The sequence below is a fragment of the Roseateles paludis genome (assembly GCF_039872745.1).
GTDB classification, from domain to species: Bacteria; Pseudomonadota; Gammaproteobacteria; order Burkholderiales; family Burkholderiaceae_C; genus Pelomonas; species Pelomonas paludis.
The window spans coordinates 265020-284843 of the sequence record NZ_JBDPZD010000005.1 but is presented as its reverse complement, the minus strand read 5'-3'; the positions used below and the strand labels follow the sequence as shown (position 1 = coordinate 284843).

Annotated in this window: 20 protein-coding genes and 1 pseudogene; 14 read left to right on the top strand and 7 right to left on the bottom strand. The window is 68.4% G+C overall.

Features of this window, described 5'->3' with window-relative positions:
* Positions 1 to 18 precede the first annotated feature (18 nt).
* From ABDJ85_RS16850 to ABDJ85_RS16825, 6 genes are all read left to right on the top strand, one after another.
* Entirely contained in the window at positions 19 to 1416 is a 1398-nt protein-coding gene (locus ABDJ85_RS16850) for a phosphomannomutase/phosphoglucomutase (RefSeq protein WP_347705952.1), read from the top strand.
* A gap of 14 nt (positions 1417 to 1430) precedes the next feature.
* The gene (locus ABDJ85_RS16845) at positions 1431 to 1616 is read left to right on the top strand and encodes a hypothetical protein (protein WP_347705951.1); all 186 of its coding nucleotides are present in this window, start codon (positions 1431 to 1433) and stop codon (positions 1614 to 1616) included.
* Positions 1613 to 2872 (top strand): 3-deoxy-D-manno-octulosonic acid transferase, encoded by a 1260-nt coding sequence (locus tag ABDJ85_RS16840; protein WP_430765562.1) that lies wholly within the window; start codon positions 1613 to 1615, stop codon positions 2870 to 2872. The genes ABDJ85_RS16845 and ABDJ85_RS16840 overlap by 4 nt, the downstream gene beginning before the upstream one ends.
* A gap of 88 nt (positions 2873 to 2960) precedes the next feature.
* On the top strand, positions 2961 to 4124 hold the full coding sequence (locus ABDJ85_RS16835) for an esterase-like activity of phytase family protein (protein WP_347705950.1): 1164 nt from the start codon (positions 2961 to 2963) through the stop codon (positions 4122 to 4124).
* Between the two features lie 34 nt (positions 4125 to 4158).
* Complete coding sequence (locus ABDJ85_RS16830) at positions 4159 to 4962, top strand: PIG-L deacetylase family protein (protein WP_347705949.1); 804 nt, start codon at positions 4159 to 4161, stop codon at positions 4960 to 4962.
* Complete coding sequence (locus ABDJ85_RS16825) at positions 4959 to 5954, top strand: succinylglutamate desuccinylase/aspartoacylase family protein (protein ID WP_347705948.1); 996 nt, start codon at positions 4959 to 4961, stop codon at positions 5952 to 5954. Before ABDJ85_RS16830 ends, ABDJ85_RS16825 begins: the two co-directional genes overlap by 4 nt.
* A 146-nt stretch (positions 5955 to 6100) precedes the next feature.
* On the opposite strand, the gene ABDJ85_RS16820 is transcribed toward ABDJ85_RS16825, so the two are convergent.
* Both ABDJ85_RS16820 and ABDJ85_RS16815 read right to left on the bottom strand, forming a co-directional pair.
* The gene (locus ABDJ85_RS16820; RefSeq protein ID WP_347705947.1) at positions 6101 to 6775 is read right to left on the bottom strand and encodes a glycosyltransferase; all 675 of its coding nucleotides are present in this window, start codon (positions 6773 to 6775) and stop codon (positions 6101 to 6103) included.
* The gene (locus tag ABDJ85_RS16815) at positions 6772 to 8118 is read right to left on the bottom strand and encodes a hypothetical protein (RefSeq protein WP_347705946.1); all 1347 of its coding nucleotides are present in this window, start codon (positions 8116 to 8118) and stop codon (positions 6772 to 6774) included. Before ABDJ85_RS16815 ends, ABDJ85_RS16820 begins: the two co-directional genes overlap by 4 nt.
* Positions 8119 to 8253: 135 nt before the next feature.
* Between ABDJ85_RS16815 and ABDJ85_RS16810 the strand changes: the two genes are divergently transcribed.
* The 4 genes from ABDJ85_RS16810 to ABDJ85_RS16795 all read left to right on the top strand — a co-directional run bounded on the left by ABDJ85_RS16810 (position 8254) and on the right by ABDJ85_RS16795 (position 11832).
* Positions 8254 to 9201 (top strand): ATP-grasp domain-containing protein, encoded by a 948-nt coding sequence (locus ABDJ85_RS16810; protein WP_347705945.1) that lies wholly within the window; start codon positions 8254 to 8256, stop codon positions 9199 to 9201.
* The gene (locus ABDJ85_RS16805) at positions 9198 to 9803 is read left to right on the top strand and encodes an HAD family hydrolase (protein WP_347705944.1); all 606 of its coding nucleotides are present in this window, start codon (positions 9198 to 9200) and stop codon (positions 9801 to 9803) included. Before ABDJ85_RS16810 ends, ABDJ85_RS16805 begins: the two co-directional genes overlap by 4 nt.
* Before the next feature lie 2 nt (positions 9804 to 9805).
* On the top strand, positions 9806 to 10513 hold the full coding sequence (locus tag ABDJ85_RS16800) for a class I SAM-dependent methyltransferase (RefSeq protein ID WP_347705943.1): 708 nt from the start codon (positions 9806 to 9808) through the stop codon (positions 10511 to 10513).
* A 137-nt stretch (positions 10514 to 10650) separates the two neighbouring features.
* Positions 10651 to 11832, top strand: a complete 1182-nt coding sequence (locus tag ABDJ85_RS16795) for a radical SAM protein (protein ID WP_347705942.1) — start codon at positions 10651 to 10653, stop codon at positions 11830 to 11832.
* A gap of 36 nt (positions 11833 to 11868) precedes the next feature.
* Here the strand turns inward: ABDJ85_RS16795 and ABDJ85_RS16790 are convergent, their stop codons facing one another.
* The 4 genes from ABDJ85_RS16790 to ABDJ85_RS16775 all read right to left on the bottom strand — a co-directional run bounded on the left by ABDJ85_RS16790 (position 11869) and on the right by ABDJ85_RS16775 (position 16139).
* Complete coding sequence (locus ABDJ85_RS16790; RefSeq protein WP_347705966.1) at positions 11869 to 12957, bottom strand: DegT/DnrJ/EryC1/StrS family aminotransferase; 1089 nt, start codon at positions 12955 to 12957, stop codon at positions 11869 to 11871.
* A complete protein-coding gene (locus ABDJ85_RS16785) occupies positions 12951 to 13364 on the bottom strand; it encodes a sugar 3,4-ketoisomerase (protein WP_347705941.1) in 414 nt (137 codons plus the stop codon). Before ABDJ85_RS16785 ends, ABDJ85_RS16790 begins: the two co-directional genes overlap by 7 nt.
* Positions 13365 to 13636: 272 nt before the next feature.
* The gene (locus ABDJ85_RS16780) at positions 13637 to 15037 is read right to left on the bottom strand and encodes a TolC family protein (RefSeq protein WP_347705940.1); all 1401 of its coding nucleotides are present in this window, start codon (positions 15035 to 15037) and stop codon (positions 13637 to 13639) included.
* Between the two features lie 64 nt (positions 15038 to 15101).
* Entirely contained in the window at positions 15102 to 16139 is a 1038-nt protein-coding gene (locus ABDJ85_RS16775) for a quinone-dependent dihydroorotate dehydrogenase (protein ID WP_347705939.1), read from the bottom strand.
* A gap of 42 nt (positions 16140 to 16181) precedes the next feature.
* Between ABDJ85_RS16775 and ABDJ85_RS16770 the strand changes: the two genes are divergently transcribed.
* The 4 genes from ABDJ85_RS16770 (at position 16182) to ABDJ85_RS16755 (ending at position 19166) form a co-directional block, all read left to right on the top strand.
* The gene (locus tag ABDJ85_RS16770; RefSeq protein WP_347705938.1) at positions 16182 to 17303 is read left to right on the top strand and encodes a 3-deoxy-7-phosphoheptulonate synthase; all 1122 of its coding nucleotides are present in this window, start codon (positions 16182 to 16184) and stop codon (positions 17301 to 17303) included.
* Positions 17304 to 17429: 126 nt separating this feature from the next.
* Positions 17430 to 17873, top strand: coding sequence for a DUF2141 domain-containing protein (locus tag ABDJ85_RS16765; RefSeq protein ID WP_347705937.1), 444 nt, complete (start codon positions 17430 to 17432; stop codon positions 17871 to 17873).
* Positions 17874 to 17904: 31 nt separating this feature from the next.
* Entirely contained in the window at positions 17905 to 18564 is a 660-nt protein-coding gene (gene rpiA / locus ABDJ85_RS16760; RefSeq protein WP_347705936.1) for a ribose-5-phosphate isomerase RpiA, read from the top strand.
* Positions 18564 to 19166, top strand: coding sequence for a hypothetical protein (locus ABDJ85_RS16755; protein ID WP_347705935.1), 603 nt, complete (start codon positions 18564 to 18566; stop codon positions 19164 to 19166). Before rpiA ends, ABDJ85_RS16755 begins: the two co-directional genes overlap by 1 nt.
* Here ABDJ85_RS16755 and ABDJ85_RS16750 read toward each other — a convergent pair.
* Positions 19160 to 19621 (bottom strand): annotated as a pseudogene (locus ABDJ85_RS16750) (FxDxF family PEP-CTERM protein); the annotation flags it as partial. The gene ABDJ85_RS16755 and the pseudogene ABDJ85_RS16750 sit on opposite strands and share 7 nt — an antisense overlap.
* Between the last annotated feature and the right edge of the window lie 203 nt (positions 19622 to 19824).

Here is a 19824-nt window from a genome sequence, read left to right as displayed (position 1 = left end):
CATTCCTTCGAGGTCTTCATGCAGGTCATCGCGTCCATCTTCAAGGCTTACGACATCCGCGGCATCGTGGGCAAAACCGTGGACGAAGCCTTCGCCGAGCACCTGGGGCGCGCCTTCGGCACCGAGGCCAAGGCCTTGGGCGAAAAGGCCGTGGCCGTGGGCCGCGATGGGCGCGTCTCCGGCCCCGGCCTCGTGGCCGCCTTGATCCGCGGCATCGCCTCCACCGGCCTAGACGTGGTGGACCTCGGCGCCGTGACCACCCCGATGCTCTATTACGTGGCCGCCACGCGCGGCAAGCACGGCTGTCACTCGGGCATCCAGGTCACCGGCAGCCACAACCCCAAGGACTACAACGGCTTCAAGATGGTGCTCAAGGGCGCCGCCGTGTTTGGCGACCAGATCCAGGCGCTGCGCCGCCGCATCGAGGAAGAAAGCTACGCCACCGGCAAGGGCCGCGTCGGCAAGATGGACATCCTGGCCGAGTACACGCACCGCATCGTCTCGGACTGCAAGCTCTCGCGCCCGATGAAGATCGTGGTGGACAGCGGCAACGGCATCCCCGGTGCCAGCGCCCCGGCCATCCTGAAAGCCCTGGGCTGCGAGGTCATCGACATCTACTCCACCGTGGACGGCGACTTCCCCAACCACCACCCGGACCCCAGCCGCCCCGAGAACCTCGAAGACCTGAAGAAGATCGTCCACGCCACCGGCGCCGAGCTGGGCCTCGCGTTTGACGGTGACGGCGACCGCCTCGGCATCGTCACCCGCGACGGCGAAATGATCATGCCCGACCGCCAGCTGATGCTGCTGGCCGCCGACGTGCTGAGCCGCAACAAGGGCGCGCAGATCATCTTCGACGTCAAGTGCAGCCAGCAGGTCGCCCCCTGGATCCGCAAGCACGGCGGCAAGCCGCTGATGTGGATGACCGGCCACTCCCTCGTCAAGGCCAAGCTCAAGGAAACCGGCTCGCCGTTTGCCGGCGAGCTCTCCGGCCACATCTTCTTCGGCGAGCGCTGGTATGGCTTTGACGACGGCATGTACACCGCCGGCCGTGTGCTGGAAATCCTGTCCCGCGCCGCCGATGGCAACAAGGTGCTCAAGGCCCTGCCCAACAGCTTCAACACCCCCGAACTGAACGTGCCCTGCGCCGAGGGCGAGCACCACGAGGTCGTCACCAAGCTCAAGGCCCTGGCCACCTTGGCCGACTTCCCCGGCGCCCAAGAGCTGATCACCATCGACGGCCTGCGCGTCGAGTACGCCGACGGCTTTGGCCTCATCCGCCCGTCCAACACCACGCCCGTGCTGGTGCTGCGCTTTGAAGGCCAAACCCAGGCCGCGCTGGAGCGCATCCAGCACGACGTGCTGGCCCAGCTCAAGCGGGTGAAGCCGAACGCCACGTTTGCGGCCGGGCACTGAGTGTGAATGGCCTCGTGCACACGGTGATGGGCCTTTTGCCCCTGATATTTCTGGGGCTGTATTTGCTGCCCGCCATCATGTGCACGCGCCGTGTCGTTCGAAATGGTCACACCAAGGTCTGGTTGCTCGTTTTTTTGAGCGTGCCGCTGCTGGGCCCGCTCTGCTACGTGTTGAGTGACGGCAAGTCGGATCGACGTTGATCTCTGAAACGCTAGCCCGTGGCGCCTACAGCACCCTGCTGCGGCTGCTGACCCCCGCCTACCTGCTGCGCCTATGGTGGCGTGGGCGGCAAGAGCCGCTCTACCGGCTCGCAGTCGGCCAACGCCTGGGCTTTTACGACCGGGACACGGTCGCCGGGCGCGTCTGGATCCATGCCGTTTCTCTGGGCGAGACGCGGGCCGCCAGCGCCTTGATCGACGCGCTGCGCGAGCGCTCCCCGGGCGTGAAGCTGCTCATCACCCACTCCACCGCCACGGGCCGCGAGGCCGGCACGGCCCTGCTGCGCGAGGGCGACGCCCAGGCCTGGCTGCCTTATGACACGCCGGGCAGCGTGCGGCGCTTCCTGAAGCACTGGCGGCCCAAGCTCGGGCTGCTGATGGAGACCGAGGTCTGGCCCGTGCTGCTGGCCGAGGCCGAAGCCGCCGGGCTGCCCATGCTGCTGGTCAACGCCCGCCTGTCCGAGAAAAGCCTGCGCCAGGGCCAACGCTTTGCCGCCCTGTTGCGCCCGGCCGCGCAGCGCCTGAAGCTCGCCATGGCCCAGACCGAGGCCGACGCCGCGCGGCTGCGGGCCATGGGCGTGCCCGAGGTGTGCGTCACCGGCAACCTCAAGTACGACATCGCCGTGGACAGCGCCCAGCTGGCGCGTGGCCAGGCCTGGGCCGCTGCCCTGCCCCGCCCGGTGCTGATGCTGGCCGTGAGCCGCGAGGGCGAAGAAGCCGCGCTGCTGGCCGCCTGGGCTCGCCTGGCCGCCCCGCGCCCGCAGTTGCTCATCGTGCCTCGCCACCCGCAGCGCTTTGACGAAGTGGCCGGCCTCGTCACCGCCGCCGGCCTCAGCCTGTCACGCCGCAGCAGCTGGGGCGACACCCCGCCCCTTGATGCCGACGTGTGGCTGGGCGACTCGATGCGCGAGATGCCGCTCTATTACGGCCTTGCGCGCGTGGCCCTGCTGGGTGGCAGCTTCGAGCCCCTGGGGGGCCAGAACCTGATCGAAGCTGCCGCCTGTGGCTGCCCGGTGCTGGCCGGGCCGCACACCTTCAACTTCGCCGAGGCCACCGAACTGGCCCTGGCGGCCGGCGCTGCCGAGCGCTGCGCGGCGCTGGGCGAAGCCGTGGCACGCGGTGTGGCGCTGTGTGTGGATGGCGACGCGGCCGCGTCGATGAGCGCGCGCGCGCTGGGCTTTGCGGCGGCCCATCGCGGCGCCGCGAGGCGCATGGTGGAGGCGCTCGGCCTCACCTAGGCGATGCGGCCAGCGACGAAGCCTGATAGAGCCACCGCCACCGTCACAGCACCCCGCTATCCTGCCGGTCAGCCTGAGAAATCCGCCCATGAAGCACGCCCTCCTCAGCACCCTCCTCTTTCTGAGCCTTGGCGCCACGGCGCAGACCCTCGGCTATCTGGGCCAGCAGGTCGTGCCCACGACGGAGCGCCACCAAGGCACCGAGGTCGGTGGCCTGTCCAGCATCGACCGCATTCCCGGCACCGACCGCTTCTTGTGCATCAGTGACGACCATCGCGTGGGCCGGCCGCGCTTTTACGAGCTGCGCCTGGACCTGAGCAAGTTCAAGCGCTCGCCCACGCCGGGGCACGAGGGGGTCGAGTTCCTGGCCGTCACGCCGCTGCGCGGCCCGGGCGGCGAGCACTACGCGCAGTACCTGGTGGACCCCGAGGGCCTGCGCATCGACGTGGCACGCCAGCGGGCCTACTGGTCGGGCGAAGGCATGCGCAAGACGGTCAAGTTCGTGGCGCCCAGCGTGCGCGTCATCGGCTTGGATGGGCTGGAGCGCATGGAGTGGCTGCCGCCCGAGGCCTACATCCCGGCCGGCAGCGTGGCCGGCACCGAGCCCGGCGACCGGGGTGTGCGTGACAACCTGGGCTTTGAGTCACTGACCCTGACGCCCGACGGCCGCACGCTCTGGGTGGCCACCGAAGTGGCGCTGACGCAAGACGACGAGCCCCCCACGCTGACCACCGGCAGCCGCGCCCGCCTGCTCAGCTTCGATGCCGAGACCGGCCAGCCTGGCGCCGAAGTCGTCTACCCGGTGGAGCCCCTGCCCGTGCCGGCCAACCCGCCCACCGCCTTTGCCGTGAACGGCCTCGTCGAACTGCTGGCGCTGGACGGCGGCCGCTTCCTGGCGCTGGAACGCTCCTACTCGCAGGGCGGCATCACGCCCGGTGTCTCGGCCACCACGGGCAAGCCCACGGGCAATGTGATCCGGCTCTTCCTGATCGACACCGCCGGCGCCACCAATGTGGCCGGCTGGCCCAGCCTGCGCGGCAGAGAGGCTCAGCCGGTGGCCAAGCGTCTGCTGCTCGACCTCACCACGCTTCACAACGACGATGGCAGCCCGCTGGCGCTCGACAACGTCGAGGGCCTGAGCTGGGGCCCCGAGCTGGACGGCCAGCGCACCTTGCTGCTGGTGACCGACAACGACTTCTCGGGCCATCGCCAGACGCACTTCATCGCCCTGCGGCTCGACGGCAGCCTCTGAGCTGCCCCGTACCATCACGCCCATGTTGGCGCCCATGTCCATGCTCACCATGCCGCCTGAGGCTGCCCAGGCCGAGTGCCTGCGCCGGGTTGCCGCCCACGCCGCACTGCTGCAGGCCGCGCCCGATGGCCCTCCGCCCGTTCCCGAAGCCGAGCCCCGCCACGCGCTGATCCTGGCGCCACACCCCGACGACGAATGCATCAACGGCGCCCTGCCGCTGCGCCTGCACCAGGAGGCCGGCTGGCGCGTGACGGCACTGGCCGTGACCCTGGGCAGCGCTCCGGCCCGCCAGGCCGAGCGCTGGGCCGAGATGCAGGCCGCCTGCGATCAGCTCGGCTTTGAGCCCCGATCGCTCGGCGACGCGCCCCTGCACGAGCTGCTGGCCGCCCTGCAGCCCGACCTGGTGCTGCTGCCACACGCGCAAGACGACAACCCCACGCACCGCCGCGTCCATGCCGCTGGCATCGCGGCCTTGGCCGAGGCCGGGCTCTCTACGTTCCTGGCCTGCACCGAGTTCTGGTCCACCCAGGCTGCGCCCAACGCGCTGGTGCAAACCAGCTGTGCCGACACCGCCCGCCTGATGGCTGCGTTGATGGCCCACCAGGGCGAGATTGCCCGCAACCCCTATCACCTGCGCCTGCCCGCCTTCATGGCCGACAGCGTGCGCCGGGGTGGCGAGCTTGTGGGCGGCCCGGGCAGTGCACCGCCCGACTTTGCCTTTGCCACGCTCTACCGCTTGGTGCGCGTCGAAGGCGGCCAGCTCGCAGACGACCTGCCCTGCCGCATCCACCCCGCTGCGTCGGCCCTTACCGCAGCCCGACTCTTTGCCTCGCCATGATCCCGACTCAACACCTGCGCATCCACCAGTACGCCGCCCTGCAGCCGGGGCCGAAGCTCATCGTGACCGGCGCCGTGCATGGCAACGAGATCCACGGCAGCGTGGCCATGGCCGAAATCATGAAGCAGCTGGACGGCGGCGAGCTGACCCTGCTGCGCGGCGTGCTCACCTTGGTGCCCATCGTCAACCCGCTGGCCCACACGCTGAACCGCCGCGAGGGCGACCGCAACCTCAACCGCAACCTGCGCCCACCCATCGTGCCGCAGGACTACGAGGACCGCATCGCCCGCCAGCTCTGCCCCCTGCTGGCCGCGCATGATGGCCTGCTTGACCTGCACAGCTTCCAGAGCCAGGGCCAGGCCTTTGCGATGGTCGGGCCGCGCAACAACAGCGGCGAGCTGGAGCCCTTTGCGCACGAGGCCGTCGAGTCCGCCGTGGTCGCGCGCCTGGGTGTGGGCCGCATCGTCGAAGGCTGGCTCTCGACCTATGCCGAAGGCATCCGCCGCCGCCAGGCCCGCGCCAGCGGTGGCTCACGCAAGGCCCAGCTCGTCACCGACCCGCACTACGGCGTGGGCACGACCGAATACATGCGCTCCACCGGCGGCTGGGCCATCACGCTCGAGTGCGGCCAGCACCTGGACCCCGAAGGTCCGAGCGTGGCCCGGCTCGCCATCCTGCGCACCCTGGTGCATCTCGGCATGCTGGCGCCGGATGCCGTCGAAGCTTTCCAGCCGGCAACACCGCTGGAGATGCTGCGCCTCTACGACGTCATCGATCGCGAGTCCATGGACGACCAGTTTGCGCGTGAGTGGAAGAGCTTCGACCCCATCACCAAGGGCGAGCTGATCGGCACACGGGGCAGCGGCGAGAAGGTCTTGGCCCCGAGCAGTGGGCGCATCGTCTTCCCGAACGTGAAGTCTCAGCCAGGGACCGAGTGGTTTTACTTGGCCCGCGAGAGTGATCGCAAGCTGGGCTGGGGCGACGCTGAATAAGTCCCCGCGATGCGCCGCGCCCTGGTTTGGGATGAGTTGCTAGGCGCAAAGCGGAGCTGTAGCGTGGGCTACAGCGAGCATTTGCAACGCCGCAGATCGCCCAAAGCAGGGATGCGGCACGCGCGAGGGACTTGTTCAGCGTTGCCCTAGTCGCCCCACTTACCGATGTAGCGCTGGTAGCTCTGCAGCCAGCCGTTGGAGCTGAAGCCGCCCTCGCTCTGGTGCGTCAGCGCAATCGGCCAGGTGCCCACGCGCAGGCCAGCGGCGCGGGCGCTGCGGCAGAAGTCCATGTCGTAGAAGTGGAACTCGAAGCGCTCGTCAAAGCGCACGCCGCTGCGCAGCAGCACCTCGCGCTTGGCTGCCAGCAGCACGCCGTCCAGCAGCTCGCAATCGGCCGGCGTGGCGCCAAAGGCGCTGATGGGGCCAAAGGCGCTGGGGCCATGAGCCACGGCGCCTGAGAGGTAGCTGCGGTCGTCCCACTCGAACTTGGTGTTGGCAAAGGCCCAGGAGGGCTGGCCCGGCAGGCGGCGGCGGTTGCCAGCCACGCCGATCACGTCATAGGCCGTGACGCCTGCCATCACGTGCTCGAAGAAGAAGTGGTCGTCCAGCCAGACGTCGTCGTGGATGAAGGCCATCACCGGCGACGCGTCCTCGACCACGATGCGCTGGTTGTAGAGGAACGGCAGGCCGTGCTTGTTCTCGAAGTAGATGCGCGGCCGCAGGCGGGACTCATGGTGCAGCCGCCGCAGCGACAGGCCGAGCGCCCCCTTGGACCAGAACTCCTCGGGGGTCATGCGAGTGGCGCAGACGAGATCGATCATGAGCGTAGATAGAGCGCCAGCGTGTCGCAGGGCGGGTGGCGCACGGGTGGCACGGGCGCGGTGCGGCGGGGGTTGTTGACGGCGTAGGCCAGCTCACGCGGGTGGTGCCAGCGTTCGTAGAAGCGCCGGGCCGCCTGGGCTTGGGCCGCAAGCGTTTCGGGCGTCAGGGCCTTGAGCACGGCCAGCAATTGGTCGGGCGTCTCCCACCACGGCGCTTCGTCGTAGATCAGCTCGCGCGTGGAGTGGTGCTTGGAGAGGCCACTCTCGTTCATCACCACCGGCAGGCCTGCGCCCTGGGTCTCGACCAGGCCCTTGGCGCCTTGGATGGGGAAGGAGGAGATGCAGACGTCCACCGCGCTGTCTCGCAGATAGGCCCACAGCCCCGAGACCGGCGGCTGGTAGCGAAAGCGTGCGGGGTCCAGCCCAGCAGCAGCCAGCCGCGCGCGGAAGCCCGCGATCTCTGCCTCCGGCAGCATGCCGATGTGCAGGTGCTCGCCCGGCAGCTCGCTCAGGCGGCGCAGCATCAGGTCGAAATAGCCATAGCGCCCCGGTGCCAGGAACTTGCCCGAGGACCCGTGCGAGCAGGTGCGCAGCTGGCCCCCGTCCATGAAGCGGTGGCCCTGCCGCACGCCGAGGTCGGGCGACACCAGCGGCCAGTACACCGGGTTGAACACGCCGAGGTAGTGCTGGCACTTGTGGTGCGAGAGGTTGGTGCAATCGACATGCAGCGCATGGGGCAGGAAGACGCCCAGCGCCATGTCGTGGTCGGCATGGTGAAAGAAGGCCGTCTCGCGCGCGATGGCGGGCTGCGCAGCGGCGATGGACACCACGTCGTAGTGGTGGGCAAACAGGGTCAGCAGCCCGGGCCTGAGCGCGGCGAGCTGGGCCAGCAGCCAGTTCAGCTTGTCGGCCAGGTTGAGCGCTGGCACCTCGACCATTTGCACCCGGCCGCCCAGGTCCTGCGCAAACTTGTCCAGCGGCAAGGGGCGCTGGTGCAGGTTGGTGACGATGACGACATGGCGCAGATCAGGCCGCGCGCGGATCACGTCCTTCAGCGCCAGCGAGTGGCCGCCTTGGCCGTCATAGAGCTCGGTGGCCAGGTGCACGGCGAGGCTGTCGTCGTGCTGCTCGGGCATGGCCACACCGCGCTGCGTGGCGCACAAGGCACCGGCCGAGAGGCAAAAGCGGTCCATCTCAGCCGACCCGAAGACCAGGCCCTTGGCCCGCGCGTCGTTGAGCAGCCCGATCACCACATTGCTGATCTCCAGCAGCATGTTGGGCCAGGCGCCGGCCGACTGCAGGGCCTCCAGTTGCTGGACGAGCGTGAGGTAGTCAGGGCGCATGGCGATGGATGGCCGGGCGGGGTTGCAGCGTAGAAGTCGGCCGTGCAGTCTAGGCGCTGGACCCGGCTTCTACGGTGGGAAATGAGGGTCAAATCCGAGCCTGGCCCTGCCTCCACGCCCCGCACAATGGCCGGCATGAGCAACCCAAAACAGGTCCTGCTGATCACGGCCGCCGGCACTGGCGTGGGCTGGGCCTATGCGCTGACGCTGTCGCAGCAATTCCCCGAGGCCGGCCTCGTCACGGCGGACACCAACCCCGCCGCCTGGTGCAGCGCCGCACAGTTTGCCCAGCACCATGAGCAGTGGGCCAGCTTCACGGCCGACGCGGCCTACATCGCGCGGCTGAATAGCCTGATCGCCCAGCATGGCGTCACGCACTACCTGCCCATCATCGACCCCGAGATCGACTTCGCCGCCCGCCACCGCGCCGAGATTGACTGCGAGGTTCTGTCGCCCCCCGCCGCCTTCACCGCCCTGGCCCTGGCCAAGGACCGCTACCACGCTGCACTCGGCGCCTTGGGCATCGACAGCCCCCGCACCCTGAGCCGCGCCGAGATCGCGGCTGGCCAGGCCGGCATCGCCAAGTGCCCGGGCAGCTTCGGCGGCCGCGCCACCTGGCCCATCAACCGGCTGGAGCAGCTCGACACGCTACCGCCCGACGCCTTTGTGCAGGAGAGCCTGCCAGGCTCTGAGTTCACGGCGGACTGTTTTCCGCTGCCTGATGGCGGCGTGTTTGTCTCGGTGCGCGAGCGGGTCGAGACCAAGAGCGGCGTCTGCACCAAGGCCCGCATCGCACCCAACCCGACCATGCAGGACATGGCCGAGCGCCTGGTGCGCGGCTTTGCGCTGCGCACGCCGTTCTGCTTCCAGGCCATGTCCGACGGCGCCACGCGCCTGGCCGTGACCGACATCAACCCCCGCCTCGGGGCCGGCACCTTGATGAGCGCGGCCAATGGTGGCGACTTCTTTGGCGCCCACCTGGCCAGCGTCTTTGGCCAGCCGCTGGACGGCCGCTTGCAACGCCACCACGAGCGCTGCAGCGTGACGCGGCAGTACATCGAACTGCTCACCGCGACCGAATGAGCACGACCCTGGCCCTGGACCTCGACGGCACGCTGCTGAGCTGCGAGCCCCGGCACTGCGCGCTGATGCGGGCCGTGTGCGTGGGTGATGGCATGCCCGCGAGCAGTTGGCCGCGCTTCTGGGCCGCCAAGCGCGAAGGCGCCAACAACGTGGCCGCGCTGCGCCAGCTGGGCCACCCGCAGCCCGAGCCACGCGCCGCCGCCTGGGCGCGCGAGATTGAGCACTGGCCCTGGCTGGGCTTTGACCGCCTGCTGCCGGGCGTGGCCGAGGCGCTGGCCTCGACTCAGCACCGCATCGTCGTGCTGACCGCCCGGCGTGAGCGCTTCTTCCTGCAGCAGCAACTCGACCGCCTGGGCCTTACACGCCGCATCCACGACCTCATCGTCGTGCCGCCCACCGAGGCTGCCGCACGCAAGGCCGAGGCGCTGCGGCGCCTGCAGCCCCAAGCCTTCATCGGTGACACCGAGAGCGATGCCGAAGCGGCCGATGCTGCCGGGCAGCGCTTCCTGGCGCTGGCCTGCGGCATGCGCTCGCCCGCCTTCTGGGCGCGCCACGGCCGCCCTTCCTTCAACGACCTGCCCGCCGCGCTGGCGGCCCTGTAACCATGAACCAAAACGCCCAACTGGACGCCATCGCCCGCGACTCCATCTATGGCCTGGGCTGCAACGCCGCCATGATCCGCTACAGCTGGTCCATCGCCCGGCGCTACCTGCCGGCAGGCCGCCTGCTGGAGATGGGCCCGGCCGAGGGCGTGATGACCCCGCTGATCGCCAAGGACTACGCCGAACTGCACCTGCTGGAGGGCTCCGAGGTCTATTGCCAGGGCTTGCGCCAGGCCTTCCCCAAGGCCCAGGTGCACCACTCGATGTTCGAGGACTTCAAGCCCGCGCAGCCCTTCAACGCCATCGTGCTGGGCCATGTGCTGGAGCACGTGACCGACCCGGTCGGCGTCCTCTCACTGGTGCGGCAGTGGCTGGCGCCGGGTGGCCGGATCTTTGCCGCTGTGCCCAATGCACGCTCGGTGCATCGGCAGGCCGCCGTCATCATGGGCCTGCTGCCGCAGGAAGACGCAATGAGCGAGCTGGACCACCGCCACGGCCACCAGCGCGTGTTCAACCCCGAGTCCTTCCGCGCTTGCTTTACCCAGTCCAAGCTGGCCATCGAGGTGTTTGGCGGCTACTGGCTCAAGCCGGTGTCCAACGCCCAGATCGACCGCGACTGGACGCCCGAGATGCTGGACAGCTTCATGCGCCTGGGCGAACGCTACCCGGACATCGCGGCGGAGATCTACGTGGTGGCGAGCCTGGCCTAACGCCAGAAAGTCACACGGCGCCACGAAATGTGCGCTCAAGCGCGCGCATATCCGGGCTTGCTGACGGCGGGGGCGAGGTCCAATCCAGCGATGGCCCCCAAGAGGGCTGGATCTCTATCTTTGCCCAGGATCGCCCCATGAGCATCGCTGTCAGCCCCGTGCACTTCAAGCCCCAACGCGCCTTTGGCGGCGAGGTGCGCATCGTGGACCCTGCCCTGCTGCTGTCCAAGCCGCAAGGCCTGATGGTCGAGTACACCTCGCGCTGCAACCTGCGCTGCAAGTACTGCAGCAAGTCCAACCCGGGCGACGACCAGATCCCCGGCCGCGACATGGACATGAGCGGCGCCACCATCGACCAGGCCCTGGCCGTGATTGCCCGCGAGCGCTTCTCGGAGCTGCTGCTGGCCGGCACCGGCGAGACCACCTTCCACAAGGACTGGATCCGTGACCTGCCGCGTTTGATCGAGGCGGGCCGCGCTGCCAACCCGCGCGCCTTCATCCACATCAACAGCAACTTCGCGATGAAGTACGGCGATGCGGAGTTCGCGGTACTGTCCCAGCTCGACGGGATCATGATCTCCATCGACACGGCCGACCGCGACCTGACGCGCACCATGCGCGCCAAGTCCGACCTGTCACTGATCGTCTACAACATCGTCCGCCTCAAGGCCTGGTGCGAGGCGCACGGCGTGCGCATGCCGCGCCTGACTGTGAACGCCACCATCTACGCCGAAGCGGCCCTGGGCATCTACGACCTGGCCGTGATGCTGGCCTCGCTGCCGATCTCGCACCTGTCGCTGTCCGACCTCTATGAGTTCGAGGCCGTGCAGCTCAACGGCATCCGCCCCGTGGGGCTGGAAGACCCTGCCCGCTTTGCCGCTTCAGTGCAGTCGATCCAGAAGGCCATCAACTTTGCGCAGACGCGCAAGGCCTACAGCCTGTCGGTGCAGCCGCACCTGATGGAGCGCATCAACGCGCTGATCCTGCAGATGCAAAACGGCTCGCAAGCGGCAACACCCGCCGACGCGACCGACACGCCCGCCGAGGGCACGCGCACCAAGATGTGCATCCAGCCCTGGACCCGCTTCACGCTGGCCGCCAATGGCGCCCTCTTCCCCTGCTGCGTGACCGACATGCCGGCCGTGGGCAATGTGCATGAGGCCGGCGAAGGCATCGACGGCCCGCGCATGCAGGCCTTCCGGCGCGACTTGCTGCTGGGCCATGTGCCGGCAGCCTGCCAGGCTTGCTCCAACGCGGCCGACTGCTCGACCCAGGAGCTGGAAACGCAGGTTCGCGCGATCGTCGCAGCGCCGCACTGACTCGCCGAACGTCCTTGTAGGTCTGAACGCAGCGCCTCAGGCGCTGCGAATCACATCCACCACACGCTGCACGTCCTCGCGGCTCAGGTAGGGCGCGATGGGCAGGCTCAACACCTCGTGCTGGAACTGCTCGGCAATCGGCAGCGCGGGCCACTGCGTGTCGGCATAGGCGCCCTGCTGGTGGCAGGCGATGGGGTAGTGCACCAGATGGCCGATGCCCGCCGCGCTGAGCGCCGCTTGCAGGGCCTCGCGCCGCTTGCTGCGCACGACGTAGAGATGCCAAACCGGCTCGGCACCCGGCGCCACCTCGGGCAGCACCAGATCCAGGCCAGCCAAGGCCTCGCCATACCAAGCGGCCGCCTGAGCGCGCGCGACGTTGTCGGCATCGAGCCCGGGCAGCTTGGCGCGCAGCACGGCGGCCTGCATCTCGTCGAGGCGAGAGTTCACTCCCTTGACCTCGTGCTTGTACTTGACCGTTGAGCCGTAGTTGCGCAGCAGGCGTACGCGGGCTGCCAGCTCGTCGTCATTGGTCGTCACGGCACCGCCGTCGCCCAAGGCGCCGAGGTTCTTGCCAGGATAGAAGCTGAAGCCGGCTGCTGTGCCCAGGCCACCAGCGCGGCGGCCTTGATAGCGCGCGCCATGGGCTTGGGCAGCGTCTTCAATGACACGCAGGCCGTGCCGAGCAGCCACGGCGTTGATCGCATCCATCTCGCAGGGCTGGCCATAGAGGTGCACCGGCATGATGGCCCGCGTGCGCGGCGTGATGGCAGCTTCCAGGCGGTCAGGGTCCAGGTTGTGCGTGCCGGGCCGGGGCTCGACGGGCACCGGTTGCGCGCCCACGCTGCTGACGGCCAGCCAGGTGGCGATGAAGGTGTTGGACGGCACCAGCACCTCGTCGCCGGGGCCGATGCCCATGGCGCGCAGGATCAGAGCCAGGGCATCGAGCCCATCGGCCACGCCGATGCAGTGGCGCACGCCGCAGTAGGCCGCGAACTCGCGCTCAAACGCGTCCACCTCGGCGCCGAGGATGTACCAACCCGAGGCCAGCACGCGGTCGATGCCGGCACGGATGCCGTCGTCGTAGGTGGCGTTGAGCCGCTTGAGGTCGAGGAAGGGGATCAAGATGCCGACCACCTGGCGCGCATGAACTCGGCGTAGTCGCGGAAGTAGTCGCCCTCGTCGTAGCGCGTGGAGGCCAGCACCATGCACACCGAGGCGGATGAAAAGTTGTCCAGCTCCCGCCAGATCATGGGGCAGACGTAAAGCCCTTGGTAGCTGCGGTTGAGGTGGACGCGCTTCTTGTTCTTGCCGTCGTCCAGCACCACGTCGAAGCTGCCCGACATGGCGATGATGTACTGGTGCAGGTTCTTGTGGGCATGGCCTCCGCGCTCGGAGCCACCGGGCACGTCATACAGGTAGTAGACGCGCTGGATGTCGAAGGGCACATGGACATTGCCCTCGATGAAGGTCAGGTTGCCGCGCGGATCGTGGATCTTGGGCAGCTCGGTGATCTGGCAACGGTCGATGGACATGCTGCGAGTGGATGGATCTAAAAATTCAACCTAGAAACCGCAGTTGGGCTCGCCCGAGGGGCTGTCGAAGCGGGCTCTGGGCTAGGCGTGACGACGCAGTGGGCTCATTGCCCACCAGGAGGAACAACGCCGCCCGGGGCCCGAAGCGGCAGACCAGCGGGCGGGCAGCGGTGGTCATCAACGTGGTGAACATGGCGACACCCGCAATGTGTTGATCGGACATGACTTTGGATGAGTAGCAAGCGGTCAACTGCGGTTTCTAGGTTCAAGTATCAGCGCAACGGCGTGAGCACGCCGCGGCCCATGGACCAGATCAGGGCAATCACCTGCTGGGCGTCGTACATGGCGTTGACGTGGGCGACGCGCAGCGAGTAGTAGTCGCCCTCGGAGGCCATCACGTCAAAGAGTGAGCGGCGGCCCAGCTGCTGCCACTGCTGCAGCGTGGCGGCGCGCACGCGGTCGCTGTTGCGCAGGATCTCGACGATGCGGCGGGCGCGGTCCAGCACCTCGGAGCCCATCTCGTGCATCTCCAGCAGCCGGTAGCGCTTGGCTTCAATGGCTTCATCACGCTGCAGCAGCGTGGACTGGTAGCGCTTGACCGCCGCGCTGAGCTGGGCGTTGGCCCCGGGCTGCAGCAGCGGGATGCTGATCTGCACGCCGGCGCCAAAGTCATTGGCACGGCTGACGCCGGCCAGCTTGATCGCATTGCCCACGATGCTGACCGTTGGCCGCTGACCGGCGGCGATGCTCTCGGTCAGGCTGCGCTGGGCGCGGGCGCTGGCCGTGGCCTGGGTGATGTCGGGGGCTTGCAGGATGTCGGCCATCATGTCGTCGAGCGCCGGCATGACGGCCAGCGCGGCGGCCATGCCCACCGGCGGTGGCAGCGGGTCGCCCACCAGGCGGCGCAGCCGGATCTCGGTCTGGCGCAGGGCCGATTGGGTCTGCGACACCGACATCTCGGCCTGCAGCATGCTCTTGTTGGCCTGCAGCAGCTCGCTGGAGCGGCCCTTGTCGGCCTTGGTGATGATCTCCAGCGCCTCGACGAGGCAGGCCATCTTGCGCACGTACTGGCCGTAGACCTGGGACTGCAGGATGAAGCGCGCACGGTCCAGCGAGAGGTTGACCACGGTCAGCGCCAGCTGCTCCTCGGCGCTGCGCTGGCCCAGCAGGGCCACCTCGGCCATCTCCTTGCGCCATTCGACCATCTTGGCCACGCGGCCAAAGTCGAACACCGTCACGCTGGCCGTCACGCCGGCGTTGAACTGGCCGCCCTTGCCGGCATCGCGGCCGTTGACGGTGTTGCTGATGCCCTGCTCGCTGATGGTGAGGCTGGCCGTGGGCCAGCGCATGGCCTGGGTTTCGGCGATGTCATCGCGCGCAGCATCGGCCAGCAGCTTGGCGGCCCCCAGGGCCTTGCTGCGGGCCAGGGTCAGGTCGATGAGGGTTTGCAGGCCCTGGCGCGGGTCCGCACTGAAGGTGGTGGTGCCCGCGTCCGCACTGCCCTTGGCAGCGCCGGGGTCCTCCTCGGTGCAGCGACTTTGGGTGGGCGCGGGCTCAGTCGCTACCGGCGCAGGCTTGGGCGGCGGCTTGACCGGGCGCGGCGTAGCTGCGTCGCTGACGGCAAGCGACAGCAGCGCGAAGAGGACGAGGAGGCAGCGGGCAAGCAGGGGCATGGCCTCACCACTAGACCACGCCCTCCCCTCGCAGAATGAGCCGAAAAAGGCCCCGGTGGGCCGGCTATTTCGCCAGCGCCCGCGCGCACTCCGGCACCAGGGCCGGGCCCCGGTAGATCAGCCCGGTGTAGACCTGAACCAGGTCCGCCCCGGCTGCGCGCTTGGCTGCCGCATCAGCACCGCTGAGAACGCCGCCCACGCCGATGATGGGGAAGGCTGCGCCCAGCGCCGCCCGCAGTTGCTGGATCACCCGGTTGCTGGCCTCGAAGACGGGCGCGCCCGAGAGGCCGCCAGTCTCCTCAGCATGCGCCAGGCCTTTGACGGCCTCGCGCGAGAGGGTGGTGTTGGTGGCGATGACGCCGTCGATGCCCAGCGTCTTGAGTGTGGTGGCGATGGTCTCGACCTGGGCCTCGTCAAGGTCGGGCGCGATCTTGACGAACATAGGCACCTGCCGGCCATGCTCAGTCGCCAGCCGTGCCTTGCGCTCCTGCAACTGCCCCAGCAGCGCCGCCAGCTCGGCGTCGCCCTGCAGGGCGCGCAGGTTCTTGGTGTTGGGGCTGGAGATATTGACGGTGATGTAGTCGGCGTGCGGGTAGACGCCGGCCAGGGCCGTCAGGTAATCCTGGGCCGCTTGCTCAATCGGCGTCGCAGCGTTCTTGCCGATGTTGAGACCGACGATGCCGCCCGCCTTGCGGAAGCTGTAGGCCCGTTGCACATTGGCCAGGAAGGCTGCCAGCCCCTCGTTGTTGAAGCCCAGACGGTTGATCAAGGCATTGGCCTCAGGCAGGCGGAACATGCGCGGCTTGGGGTTGCCCGGCTGGCCTTTGGGCGTGACGGTGCCCACCTCGATGAAACCAAAGCCCATGGCCCCCAGGCCGTCGATGCAGCGGCCGTTCTTGTCGAGCCCGGCGGCCAGGCCAATGCGGTTGGGGAAGCGCAGCCCCGCCACGGTGACGGGGTCGCTCACCCGCTCGCCCGCCCAGAGGCAGGCCGCCGGGGTGTTCTGCAGCCGGGCGATGGAGCCCAGGGTCAGTTCGTGGGCCTGTTCGGGATCCATGCCGAACAGGAAGGGGCGGGTCAGGGCGTACGGAATCAGCGGCATGGCGGGATTGTCCCAAGATAATGAGGGGCTTCGGAGCCCGCCATGAACTTCCCCCAAGACGCCGCCAACGACCACGAGGCCGGCTCGCGCGACGGTACGCACGACACCACGCGCACCGACGACACCCGCATCAGCGCCGTGCGCGCCCTCATCAGCCCGGCCTTGTTGCTGGAAGAGTTGCCGGTGCCAGATGCCACCTTGGAGCTGGTCGAGCGCGCGCGCCGTGAGATCAGCGCCATCCTGCATGGCGCCGATGACCGCCTGATCGTCGTCGTGGGCCCCTGCTCCATCCACGATCACGAGCAGGCCATGGACTACGCGCGGCGACTCAAGCTGCTGCGCGACGAGCTGGCCGACACGCTCTGCATCGTGATGCGCGTCTACTTCGAGAAACCGCGCACCACGGTCGGCTGGAAGGGCTATATCAACGATCCGCGGCTCGACGGCAGCTTCCACATGAACGAAGGCCTGCGCCTGGCCCGCCAGCTGCTGCTGGACGTGAACGGCCTTGGCGTGCCGGCCGGCACCGAGTTCCTGGACCTGCTCTCGCCGCAGTACATCTCCGACCTGATCGCCTGGGGCGCCATTGGCGCCCGCACGACCGAAAGCCAAAGCCACCGCCAGTTGGCCTCCGGCCTGTCCTGCCCGGTGGGCTTCAAGAACGGCACCGACGGCGGCATCAAGGTGGCCAGCGACGCGGTGCTGGCAGCCGGCAGCGCCCATGCCTTCATGGGCATGACCAAGATGGGTGTGGCCGCCATCTTCGAGACCCGCGGCAATGGCGACTGCCACGTCATCCTGCGCGGCGGCAAGGCGCCCAACTACGACGCCGCTTCGGTGGCGGCCGCCTACGAGTCGCTGAAGAGTTCGGGCCTGCGCCCGCAGGTGATGATCGACTTTTCCCACGCCAACAGCAGCAAGAAGTACGAGCGCCAGATCGACGTGGGCCGAGACGTGGCCCAGCAAATTGCCGGGCGTGATCGCGGCATCACCGGCGTGATGATCGAGAGCCACCTGGAGCCCGGCCGCCAGGACCTGCTGCCCGGCCAGACCAAGGCTGATCTCAAGCCCGGCGTCTCCATCACCGACGCCTGCCTGGGCTGGAGCCAGACCGAGCCGCTGCTGCGCGAGCTGGCCGCCGCCGTGGCCCTGCGCCGCGGCTGACGCGCCCGCCGGCGCAGCCCCGGCAGCCCTTCGCGCCCTGGCTCCACCGCTCATCGCAAGCCACTCGCCTACGCGGCGTGGGCCGCTCAGAGTTCAGGCTCCTCAATCCACTTCTGGAGCCTGCTCATGTTCCGCCCTGCCCTGCTTTCCGCCTTGATTGCGGCCTGCCTCTCGCTCGCCGGCACCGCCGCCCGGGCCGTCGACCTCACGCTGGAGGTCGAGGGGCTGGATGTCAATGCGGTCGGCAAGTCCAGCTTGATGATCGGCGTCTTCAACGCGGCAGGCGACTGGCTCCGCAAGCCCGTGACCGGGCAGCAAGTGGCCCTTGGGGACGACGCCCGCAGCGGACGCCAGCGCGTGGTGCTCAAGAACCTGCCCAAGGGCGCCGTGGCGCTGTCCATCTACCAGGACGTCAATGCCAACGGCAAGCTCGATCAAGGCCAAATGGGCATCCCCCTGGAGCCCTACGGCTTCACCAATGACGCCGTGGGCAACTTCGGGCCGCCGACCTTCGAGCAGTGTGCGATCGAGCCCAAGGCAGGGCAGGTGGTGCGCGTCCGTTTGCACTGAGCCGGGCTGGCTTGGCTGAGACAATCTCGCCATGGATGCCGCCCAACTCAAACAACTCGTCGCCCAAGCCGCCCTCGCCCATGTTCCTGCCGGTGCCATCCTCGGCGTTGGCACGGGCTCGACGGTCGACTGTTTCATCGATGCGCTGGCCGACAACGGCATGGCCCTGGCCGGCACCGTGTCGAGTTCCGAACGCTCCACGGCCCGCCTTCGGGCCAGGGGCTATACGGTCCTTGACGCGAGCACCGTCGAGCGCCTGCCGCTCTACATCGACGGCGCCGACGAGATCGACTACGACGGCTACATGATCAAGGGCGGCGGTGCGGCCCTGACGCGCGAAAAGATCGTCGCCGACCTGGCCGACGAGTTCCTCTGCATTGCCGACGAATCCAAGCTCGTCACAACCCTGGGACGCTTCCCGCTGCCGGTGGAGATCATCCCCATGGCTGCGGCCCAGCTCAGCCGCCGCTTCGCCCTGCTGGGCGGGCGGGCCGTGCTGCGCCAGGGCGTCGTCACAGACAACGGCTGCCAGATCCTCGACGTGCACGACCTGGCCATCACCGAGCCCCTGGCCTTCGAGACCGAAGTCAACCAATGGCCGGGCGTGGTCACCGTGGGCGTATTTGCCCGCCACAAGGCCAAGCGCTGCCTGCTTGGCGGTGCCGACGGTGTGCGCAGCCTGAACTTCTGATGCCGCATCAGCGCCCGCGCTACGGCTTCACGGCGGAGGGCCTGGCACGCTGGCATCGGCGCTGGGGCGTGGGCCTGAGAGTTGCGCTGGCAGTGGGCGGCACCCTGCTATCGCTGCGCCTCAACGGGCCGCTATTCCCCTTGGTCGTCGGCCTGCTTTGGGGCCGCGCGCTGCTGCCCGAGTTGCGTCAATTGGCCGCTTGGGCCTACCAGGCCATCAAGGGCGCAGCGCTGCGCGACATCGAGGGCCGCCACTTCAACTTCCGAGGCCAGACGGTCCGCGTCCACGACGACCCCGAGGACGGCTGCCGCTGGGTCGTGCTGGCCGACATCGAGCGCTGCCTCGGTGAGCCCCTGGGCCGCCTGCAGCGCGAGGCCAAGCGCCAGGACTCGTTGCGTGAGTTCGGCAGTCAGGCCTGTGTGCGCGACGCGGCCTTGCTCGACCACCTGACCCAGCACCGCACCAACCCACGCGCCGTCCCGCTGCACCGCTGGGTGCAACGCGAGATCTGGTTCCCTGCCCGCGGCCGCAATGCAAACGGGGGTGCCGGCTCCCGCCAGCACCCCCGCATGGGGTTTGATCGCCCGTCGTCGACTCAGTGATCGCGGCGGCGGCGCGAGGCCACGAAGCCAACGATGCCCAGGCCAGCGGCGAAGAGCGCGTAGGTTTCGGGTTCAGGCACCGGCACAGCCGACACCGAAACCGTGTAGGAACTCGCCAGGACCGACTTCACAGCAGTACCAGTGACCGAAATGAAGTAGTCACCAGAGGCCAGGGCCAACGGCGTCCACTCGTCCACCGGCAGCATTGCGATCGGCGACCAGTCGGAACCGTACAGGCCTGCAGAGAAGCCACTCACCTTGATCGAGCTCGCTTCAGCCGCAAAGCTGACGGCCGTGTCGAAATGCAGGGCCCAGGTGTCGCCGAAGGGCCCCTTGGCAACGGGGGCGTGGCTGAGGACGGCCCAAGTCGGGCCACTCGCGTCGATGGAACCACCGGAGGGAACCGAGGTGATGAAACTGGTTGCAAACGCTGCAGGCGCAGCAACCAGCGCGGCCGTTACGGCCAAGCGTTGCAAGGTTGAGGACAACTTCATTTGCTACTCCTAAGCCCACCTAGGGCAAACTCCAATGACGCCAGTCTGCCTGAACCGAGACTTAGTTCTCGCTGCAGGGCAGCATAAAGCTAGGGGGAGACCCCCATCTAAGGGGGACAAATCGTGACAAGCAGCATGGCGAAGTAACGACTGCATCCAAGGAT

What these genes read in the sequence shown, in the direction of transcription:
- ABDJ85_RS16850 (WP_347705952.1), top strand. Translation starts at nt 19, where the DNA reads ATGCAGGTCATCGCGTCCATCTTCAAGGCTTACGACATCCGCGGCATC.
- ABDJ85_RS16835 (WP_347705950.1), top strand. Translation starts at nt 2,961, where the DNA reads ATGAAGCACGCCCTCCTCAGCACCCTCCTCTTTCTGAGCCTTGGCGCC.
- ABDJ85_RS16830 (WP_347705949.1), top strand. Translation starts at nt 4,159, where the DNA reads ATGTCCATGCTCACCATGCCGCCTGAGGCTGCCCAGGCCGAGTGCCTG.
- ABDJ85_RS16825 (WP_347705948.1), top strand. Translation starts at nt 4,959, where the DNA reads ATGATCCCGACTCAACACCTGCGCATCCACCAGTACGCCGCCCTGCAG.
- ABDJ85_RS16820 (WP_347705947.1), bottom strand. Translation starts at nt 6,775, where the DNA reads ATGATCGATCTCGTCTGCGCCACTCGCATGACCCCCGAGGAGTTCTGG.
- ABDJ85_RS16815 (WP_347705946.1), bottom strand. Translation starts at nt 8,118, where the DNA reads ATGCGCCCTGACTACCTCACGCTCGTCCAGCAACTGGAGGCCCTGCAG.
- ABDJ85_RS16810 (WP_347705945.1), top strand. Translation starts at nt 8,254, where the DNA reads ATGAGCAACCCAAAACAGGTCCTGCTGATCACGGCCGCCGGCACTGGC.
- ABDJ85_RS16805 (WP_347705944.1), top strand. Translation starts at nt 9,198, where the DNA reads ATGAGCACGACCCTGGCCCTGGACCTCGACGGCACGCTGCTGAGCTGC.
- ABDJ85_RS16800 (WP_347705943.1), top strand. Translation starts at nt 9,806, where the DNA reads ATGAACCAAAACGCCCAACTGGACGCCATCGCCCGCGACTCCATCTAT.
- ABDJ85_RS16795 (WP_347705942.1), top strand. Translation starts at nt 10,651, where the DNA reads ATGAGCATCGCTGTCAGCCCCGTGCACTTCAAGCCCCAACGCGCCTTT.
- ABDJ85_RS16785 (WP_347705941.1), bottom strand. Translation starts at nt 13,364, where the DNA reads ATGTCCATCGACCGTTGCCAGATCACCGAGCTGCCCAAGATCCACGAT.
- ABDJ85_RS16780 (WP_347705940.1), bottom strand. Translation starts at nt 15,037, where the DNA reads ATGCCCCTGCTTGCCCGCTGCCTCCTCGTCCTCTTCGCGCTGCTGTCG.
- ABDJ85_RS16775 (WP_347705939.1), bottom strand. Translation starts at nt 16,139, where the DNA reads ATGCCGCTGATTCCGTACGCCCTGACCCGCCCCTTCCTGTTCGGCATG.
- ABDJ85_RS16770 (WP_347705938.1), top strand. Translation starts at nt 16,182, where the DNA reads ATGAACTTCCCCCAAGACGCCGCCAACGACCACGAGGCCGGCTCGCGC.
- ABDJ85_RS16765 (WP_347705937.1), top strand. Translation starts at nt 17,430, where the DNA reads ATGTTCCGCCCTGCCCTGCTTTCCGCCTTGATTGCGGCCTGCCTCTCG.
- rpiA (WP_347705936.1), top strand. Translation starts at nt 17,905, where the DNA reads ATGGATGCCGCCCAACTCAAACAACTCGTCGCCCAAGCCGCCCTCGCC.
- ABDJ85_RS16755 (WP_347705935.1), top strand. Translation starts at nt 18,564, where the DNA reads ATGCCGCATCAGCGCCCGCGCTACGGCTTCACGGCGGAGGGCCTGGCA.